The organism is Candidatus Thioglobus sp. (assembly GCF_028599055.1).
In the GTDB taxonomy this organism is placed as follows: Bacteria; Pseudomonadota; Gammaproteobacteria; order PS1; family Pseudothioglobaceae; genus Thioglobus_A.
On record NZ_JAQRMS010000030.1, the window covers coordinates 5,495 to 13,018 of the forward strand.

9 protein-coding genes are annotated in these 7,524 nt (G+C 40.7%); 1 reads left to right on the forward strand and 8 read right to left on the reverse strand.

What is annotated here, in order from left to right; all coding sequences use genetic code 11:
• The 5 genes from PSN35_RS03385 to PSN35_RS03405 all read right to left on the reverse strand — a co-directional run.
• Window positions 1–1,031: DHH family phosphoesterase (locus PSN35_RS03385; protein WP_300029438.1), on the reverse strand; the 1,031-nt coding region annotated here is incomplete at its 3' end.
• Window positions 1,021–1,572, reverse strand: coding sequence for a DUF1566 domain-containing protein (locus PSN35_RS03390; protein WP_300029441.1), 552 nt, complete (start codon window positions 1,570–1,572; stop codon window positions 1,021–1,023). The genes PSN35_RS03385 and PSN35_RS03390, both read right to left, overlap by 11 nt.
• The gene (locus PSN35_RS03395; protein WP_300029444.1) at window positions 1,562–2,551 is read right to left on the reverse strand and encodes an FAD-binding oxidoreductase; all 990 of its coding nucleotides are present in this window, start codon (window positions 2,549–2,551) and stop codon (window positions 1,562–1,564) included. Before PSN35_RS03395 ends, PSN35_RS03390 begins: the two co-directional genes overlap by 11 nt.
• A complete protein-coding gene (gene lspA, locus PSN35_RS03400) occupies window positions 2,548–3,024 on the reverse strand; it encodes a signal peptidase II (RefSeq protein WP_300029447.1) in 477 nt (158 codons plus the stop codon). The genes PSN35_RS03395 and lspA overlap by 4 nt, the downstream gene beginning before the upstream one ends.
• On the reverse strand, window positions 3,021–4,481 hold the full coding sequence (locus PSN35_RS03405) for a hypothetical protein (RefSeq protein WP_300029449.1): 1,461 nt from the start codon (window positions 4,479–4,481) through the stop codon (window positions 3,021–3,023). The genes lspA and PSN35_RS03405 overlap by 4 nt, the downstream gene beginning before the upstream one ends.
• Window positions 4,482–4,571: 90 nt before the next feature.
• Between PSN35_RS03405 and PSN35_RS03410 the strand changes: the two genes are divergently transcribed.
• A complete protein-coding gene (locus tag PSN35_RS03410) occupies window positions 4,572–5,354 on the forward strand; it encodes an enoyl-ACP reductase (RefSeq protein WP_300029451.1) in 783 nt (260 codons plus the stop codon).
• 74 nt (window positions 5,355–5,428) lie between these two features.
• Here PSN35_RS03410 and PSN35_RS03415 read toward each other — a convergent pair whose 3' ends face one another.
• From PSN35_RS03415 to PSN35_RS03425, 3 genes are all read right to left on the reverse strand, one after another.
• Window positions 5,429–5,884 (reverse strand): hypothetical protein, encoded by a 456-nt coding sequence (locus tag PSN35_RS03415; protein WP_300029453.1) that lies wholly within the window; start codon window positions 5,882–5,884, stop codon window positions 5,429–5,431.
• Entirely contained in the window at window positions 5,878–6,903 is a 1,026-nt protein-coding gene (locus tag PSN35_RS03420; RefSeq protein WP_300029455.1) for a c-type cytochrome, read from the reverse strand. The genes PSN35_RS03415 and PSN35_RS03420 overlap by 7 nt, the downstream gene beginning before the upstream one ends.
• 90 nt (window positions 6,904–6,993) lie before the next feature.
• A partial coding sequence (locus PSN35_RS03425) for a sulfurtransferase (RefSeq protein WP_300029457.1) occupies window positions 6,994–7,524 on the reverse strand: 531 nt, incomplete at its 5' end.

Below are 7,524 nucleotides of genomic sequence, written 5' to 3' on the forward strand. Positions count from 1 at the left end.
ACATCTTGCTCATCAACAATCGCTTGCGCCTGATCTTGAATACGAGCCTGCTCTTCTTTGCGCTTTTGATTAAACGCCTCTAGCTCTTGAGCATAACGCCGAGCGTCATTAATGTCATCGGTTAATAAACACTTAATGCCGCGAGAGATATCACTCAAACGCCCTGCTGCATTGAGCCTTGGGCCCACGGCAAAACCCAAATCACTGGCTTGCAGCGTTTGTACAGGGCGATTTGCAATTTCTAATAGCGCCAAAATACCTGGTGAACACAATTTTTGCTGAATGCGCTTGATACCTTGATCAATTAAAATCCGATTATTTTGATCAAGTTTGACCACGTCGGCCACCGTACCTAGTGCGACTAAATCTAGTACAGTGCGCAAATCAGGCAGAATGATATTGTTACTTGCAAAATATTGGATTTTATTAAGATGGGTTTTAAGCGCTGAAAACAAATAAAAACACACGCCAACACCGGCTAAATTTTTACTTAGAAATTCACAGCCTTTAAGATTAGGGTTAATAATTGCATCAGCCTCTGGCAGAGTGTCGCTTGGCAGGTGATGATCGGTAATAATAACCTGAATATTATTCTCTTTGGCTAATTTAGCACCATCAAAACTAGAAATGCCATTATCAACCGTGATGATTAAATCAGGCTGTTTTTCTTTAATGGCTAAAGTCACAATTTCAGGGCTTAGGCCATAACCATGTTCAAAACGATTAGGCACTAAAAAATCGACATATTTTGCCCCCATCATTCGCAAAGATTTAACCGCCACTACTGAAGCGGTTGCGCCGTCACAATCAAAATCACCAACAATTAAAATGCGTTTTTGCTCAACAAGTGCTGATTCCAACAAAGCCAGCGCTTGATCTAATTGATTAAAGTTAGGGGTGAGTAATTGAGCCAAACCGAGTGATAATTGCGATTCACTCACACCGCGTGAGGCGTATATTTTTTTTAGAAAGCTGGGTATGTCATCTGAATAAGACGCTAACAACGCCGAATCTATTTCTCTAGTGAGCATCACTCACCAGGCGTACGTAGGCATCAAAAGACTTGTCCGCACTCTTGCTACCGCCATAAAAAAACGGCACATCAATCGCAATCTCATCATTAAGCTGATCAGCACTCCAATAAGATTTAAGCTGGGTGTTGTTAAAGAAAGCTTGATTAATGAGTAAGTCATTATCACCATAAACCAGCAGCGTTCTTAACTCGGCTTCAGTGGGCAGGCGCCACTGGGTTTGTTGACATAATGTTAAGTTATTGAGCGCTTGTACATAGGCCTGAGTATTGCATGATTTTGTCCAATGACAATTGTGCGAATAATCGCCATTTTGCGTGCCTGTTTTTCCATCAAACCAAGTGTACGTATTAAGCGTATTTTGCAAACCCTCATCTGTCAATTTAACCTCCCACACCAGTTTTGATCGATCATCCAATACACAGCGATGATCTTGACTAGATTTATCCAAAATAGCACCTTGATTAGACACTTTAAATAATTGTGCGTTAGCGACAGATGCTGCTAAGATAAGGAAAATGGCTATTAATTTATACTTCATGAGTAATTAATTGAGTAATTCTTTTGGCACTTTCTGGCGCCATATTAAGACCGTTACGAAAATGGCCAGTATTTAAATATACATTATCAAACTCACCATGCCTACCCAGCATCACTTTTGCAGAAGCACTCGCCGGTCTAAACCCTGACCAATGATACTCAACAGTTGCATTGGCTAACGCCTCAAACCGCAGCGCAGCAAACTGATGCAAAGCTTGACACGTTTGTTCATCGGTACTTCGATCAAAGCCAACTTTTTGCATGGTTGAGCCCACTAGTATACGCCCATCTTTTCTAGGAATAATATAACGACCCTGATCCAGCACAATATGCGCCACCTCTGAAGGTTTGGCTTTAAGTACAATCATCTGACCCTTCATGGGGAAAATCTCCTCAGATAACGATAGCCACTGCGAGCTCCAAGCGCCCGAACACACCACAATATGATCAGCCATATACTTCTTTTGATCGGTTATAACCCCAATGGCGCGATCACCCTCAGTCAGCAAACCTTCGACTTTAGTATGCTCAATAATATTGACACCTTTGTTAATAATATCTGCCTTAAGTGCTTTTAATAATCGAGGATTACGCACTTGAGCAATGTTGGTAAATAGTGCGCCTTTCGGGTGTTTCTCGTAGTCCAAGTTATAGCGCTCTAACCACGCATTTGCTTCAGGCGTGTCAAATTCATCCATCATCAATAAGCCTGACTTGAGATACTGCGGATCAAGCCCAGTGTCCTCATGAATCTGTGCACAAAGTTGCTCATAAACCTGCTGCGAAGCAATGCTTAACTCATTGGTTAGATCGTCATACTTCCATGGATACAGGGGTGAAATAATACCGCCGCCCGCCCAAGACGACTCCTGTGCACATTGACTCTGATCGAGCAAGGTGACTTTAGCGCCAGAAAGTGCGAGCGTTCTAGCTGTCATCATGCCAATCACGCCACCGCCGATTACCAAACAATCACTCATTTATTCACCTTCTTGCCATCTTTAATGTCAGCCAAAATTAACAAAAATACGCCCATAACAATTGTTATATCAGCCACATTAAATATTGGCCAGTAGAAATCTTGATAATGAAGATCAATAAAGTCAATCACAAAACCCAGTGCCGCCCGATCAATTAAATTGCCGATTGCACCGGCTAGCACTAAACTTAATGCGCCTAATTTGAGAGCGTGGCGCTGGCTGGTTTTTGTCATCCAAATAATAATAGCCAAACTGGCAATAATAGAAACACTCAGTAAAAAATATTGCTGCCAGCCATCTTGATTAGCCAAAAAACTAAAGGCGGCGCCATAATTATGCACATGAGAAAAACTTAAAAAAGAAGTGATTTCAAATGTTTCATGCGGCTTGATATAACCATAAACCAATAACTTAGTTAATTGATCAACAACGATCAATAATACGGTTAAAAAATACCATCTAGCGTGAGTCATGCTTTATTTGGGTTGTATTTAATAATAGTAACAATCGGCACCACAAAACCAACAATAATCACCACCCAAAGCAAACTACCCAACTCGGTGTAGTTTTGCGCCGTTGTCACCACGCCATCGGTAACCACTTCACGACTAACAACAAACACTTTATTTAAATATTTGGTTAACAAGCCACCTGCGCTTAGGGCAATGTTCATCAAAGTAGCCATCAGTGCAAACCAGGTGCCTTTCTTACCTTCCGGGGCGTAAATAGCCACTAAGGTTAGCATAAGCACTTGGGCAATATAATCAAATGGTGAGGCCATTGCAGTGTCAACCAAGGCCACTGTACGCGCATCAAAACCCAGCATGGTGTGAATATCATAATACATCGCCACAATCGGCATAGATAACAAGGTGCCAACAATGGTTAAGAAAATCAGCACTTCGGCAATATCACGCTTGATGATAAATTTAGCCGAAAACCACATGCCAGCCAACGCAATACCACCACCAATGGCTGATAATTTCGCAAAAAACGATTCATCGAAACCCAATACATCAATCTGCCACCATGAAAGCCCCGCACCTACCGAAGGCATTGCGCGATAGACAAAGATAATAATCATCGCCATTTTGATGTGGCGAATGGTATTTGCGTCTAAATCATTAATCAGATCTGAAAGGAAATACAGCACTACCGAAAGTGAAATAATAAAGACGATCTCTTGGGAATAAGGCACGTCGTTATAACCCATACTCACCACAAACACCGCAAACAATAAACCGCCGTATAAAATATGCTTATTAACAGGAGAAACTGGCACCGGATTAAGCTTAACCAGTGTCACACCCAGGATGGATAATAGCGGCACAAATAATGCAATTTTAAATACCACCTCACGATTATCCTGAAATACATCGGCCAATTCACCACCGATCCAGCCAGTAATAAAAATAGCAAAACCTAATGACAAGCGCGCCAATACTTGAATGGTTGCCAACTCTTGGTTAATTTTTTCTTGCGATTGGGTTTTATCAATCACCTCAGTGGTCATGGTGTCAGCCACCACGTCCTGCATGACAAAGCCGACTACCGCAATAACACTGGCAAAAATATAAATCGTTTTCTTAGGGTAGTTTTCAACAATGGCATAATCACCCACCACAGCAATCATTAGCAGCGAACTAACGGTAATCAACACCGCACCAATATAAACATAGGATTTACGGTTGGACCCAAAAATGTTGATACTATCCACCATCTGTCCGAAAATCATCTTAACTGTCCATGGTACACCTAGCCAAATACCTAGCTCGGCTAAATCTGCAGCTGTCATATCCAGTGTGTCTTTTACCCAAAAGTTTTCAGCAATCGCTGTAAATACGCCGCTACCATACGAAAAGTATATTAATAAAAGCGGGATATAGCGCATTCTAAATGCACGAATTGGGGTTAGGAAAAGATCCAACATTTTCAAACTAAGAATTACAATAACAGGTTGATATTATAGGTGCTGTGTAGGTTATAATTTGTTTTTTATTAATGACATATTGGAGTTTCTATGGGTTTCATGACTGGAAAAAAAGCATTGGTTGTTGGTGTCGCATCAAATCGCTCTATCGCTTGGGGTATTGCTGAATCGATGGCAAAACAAGGATGTGAAATTGCACTAACTTATCAGAATGAAAAATTAAAAAAACGTGTTGATAAATGCGCTGAAGTTTGCAACTCTAGCATTGTGATTGAATGTGACGTAGCAACAGACGAAGGCATCGAAAAGACGTTTACTGAGCTGAAACAGCATTGGGATAATTTTGACATTATTGTGCATTCAGTGGCTTTTGCACCTCGAGAAGCTTTAGATGGAAATTATGTTGATGCAACCACACGCCAGAATTTTGCAACCGCTCACGATATTAGCTCATACAGTTTTACTGCACTTGCCAAAGGTGCGGGTTCAATGCTAAATGACAATGGCGCCCTATTAACGGTTAGCTACCTAGGCGCTATCCGCGCTATTCCAAACTACAATGTGATGGGTGTTGCCAAGGCCTCATTAGAAGCAAATGTGCGCTACATGGCTGCAAGCTTAGGCCCTGAGCGTGGCATTCGTGTGAACGCAGTATCGGCAGGCCCAATCAAAACATTGGCCGCTTCAGGCATTAAAGACTTTGGTAAATTACTTGATTACGCCGCTGACTCATCAGCACTTAAGCGTACTGTAACCACCGAAGAAGTGGGTAATGCTGCTGCGTTCTTATGTTCAGATTTGGCTTCAGGTATCACTGGTGAGATTACCTACATCGACTCAGGCTATAGCTTTTACGATAAAGGCCCTGAATAATCAACCAACCATTAAACATTAAAAAAGCCTTGAATTTTCAAGGCTTTTTTAATGTTTTTTTTAAATAGTATTAATTACTGATACTGACTTTTCACTTGATTCAATATACTCTTCATGTCCTCATTCCAACGGAAGATGGTCATTCTATCTTCATTAGTTGTAACTAACGGCAAGAGTGTAATTGGTGGCGTGGCGATGATCAAAGAGTGCGCCCCTTCTTCCATGACTGTTATCTTTAATGGAATAAATGGTGCGAGTTCAGGATATTTGTCGGTCATACGTTTCATTTCATCATACTGACCGAAGAAAAGAATACGGTATTTATCTGATTTGTAATGACGCTCATTTAGGGCAAAATCACAACGCTGTAGATAAGCCGCCTTGTAATTATGGGCCTTGATGGTTTTATCAAGCGCTAGCCAAGTGTACGAAAACTTGGCATTAACACGCTCAATTAACAACTCACCATGATTGGCAAAAACACTTGTTGTAAACATTAGCACACATAGCGCTAGGGCTCTGACTACCATACTGCCTCCTCAACCATCTCTTTCATATTGTTAATTAACTCTTGTGCGTCAATAGAAATCTGTTCATTATTAAAACGCTCGACAGCATGCATATAGTTTTCCAAATACACCTTAACTTGGCCATTTTTATCTTCTATAGCGGTGACACGACAAGGCAGAATAACACCCAGTCTTGGATCAAGCTTTAGGAACTTTTGCATATTTTTAAAATTACAAAAACGAATAACTACCTGTTTTTCATCTTCACCCGCTATACCACCCAAACCTTCAAATAAAGTTCGAGATGGATATACTCTAAAATTATAAGCAGCAGCAGAATCCCGTAATTTATCAACAGTCGTGCCTAAATCATTAGCACTTTCATAAACAAAGACTAATGGCTCTTCTTCAGCAGCACTCGATTTATGCTGTTCTATAGGCTTTTCATGAGAGCGAATATAAGCTACTAGATCATTGGCCATTTTATCGGTAAAGTTAAACTCTTTACCAAACGCCATCATTTCGGTGTCTTGAATGCCATTCATAATAATGTGCTTAATCATTTGATCTTCAGCAGCATGCAAAAAGCCTTGATTAGCGAGCGCTGGTGGCGATACCTCACGGTCTTTTTGCCATGAGAAATTTTTACCCGTACCTTCACCGCCTTGCAATTGCGCGCCATGACAACGCTGACAATATTGCTCGTAAGTATATTTACCTGCATCAGCATCACCTGCAATTGAGGTTGGATCATATTGAGGCGCTTTAATGCCAGCACGCAAAAAACGAATTAATTTAGCTGTTTGTGCGCCTGACAAATTAAACGCTGGCATGATTCGACCAGGACGGCCATAACGAATCGTTTTAGCAAGGTATTGGTCAGAATGATTAGCAACGGTTGAACGATAAAGCGGCAAACCTAACGAGCCTTGGCGTGAAAAACCATGGCACTTTTCACAGTTTTCCGAATAAATTTCTTGACCACCTGCAAAGCTTAATAATGGCAAACCTAGCGCCACTAACAGTATTTTTAATTTCACACTCGTTCCTTTTTATGATTGATGTAAATATAGCATCATTTTAAAATGTATAAGACAAAAAAAACTTGACTAGGGTCAATAATTCTATAACTAATTAGCCAAAATGGTTGTCATTGGATTATTCGGGTCTTTGGTCCACTGGTGTAGAGAGCCATCATAAATTCGCACTTGGTGATTGCCATAAATCTCATACAAGCTAAACCAGACTGAAGAGCACTCATAGGCACTATTACAATACAAAATAATAGCGCCATCAGGATTAATATTCAGAGCTTTTAGACGCTCTGCTATTTGAGACTTACTGACAAAATTCATCACCCCTTTTGCTGGATGTAGCATTTTATACGGCAAAAGTTTAGAACCGGGAATATGGCCAAAATCATATACATAATCTTTTTTCTTAACGCCAATATGCTGACGCAGATCTCTGGTATCCACCAAAGTAATTATAGAATTACTTAGTGCTGATTTAACATCGTCAATAGTTGCTAGAATTTCACTATGTGCATCATTTGCGATAAAATTTTTCGCCTCAGTATTATTCGCGCTTGTGATGAGCTCTTCCATACTAGCTGTCCACGCTGCATTACCACCATCAAGCATGGCAACATTTTCAAAACC